Genomic DNA, 384 nt, shown 5'->3' with positions numbered 1-384 from the left:
ATGGAGCTGCGCATCTTGTCGTAGCCGGAGACCTTCACCACGACCAGGGAGATGATGGTGGCGGCGACGACCAGGGCGAGGGCGATGGCGGAGCCGACGCCGAAGTCGAAGCCCTTGAAGGCCTTGTCGTACATGTAGTAGGCGCTGATGGTCGTGTCGGTGCCGGGGCCGCCCTGGGTGAGGATGAGGACGGTCTCGAAGGTGGTGAGGCCACCGACGATCATCAGGATCATCGACGTGATCATGGAGTTGCGGAGCTGCGGCAGCGTGATGTGGAAGAACTGCCGGTAGCGGCCCGCGCCGTCGATCTCCGCGGCCTGGTAGAGCACCTGCGGGATGGAGCGGGCGGCGCCCTGGTAGATCAGCGTGTGGAACGGGGTGAAC

At 65.1% G+C, this 384-nt stretch carries 1 protein-coding gene; it reads right to left on the bottom strand.

Going from position 1 to position 384, the window contains the following annotated elements:
* A partial coding sequence (locus LPA54_RS41820; RefSeq protein ID WP_228985564.1) for a carbohydrate ABC transporter permease occupies positions 1 to 384 on the bottom strand: 384 nt, incomplete at both ends.

The sequence above is a fragment of the Streptomyces sp. DH12 genome (assembly GCF_020873895.1).
GTDB lineage: Bacteria > Actinomycetota > Actinomycetes > Streptomycetales > Streptomycetaceae > Streptomyces.
Note: the sequence above shows the minus strand (reverse complement) of the source record. Positions and strands in the feature narration are given on the sequence as shown.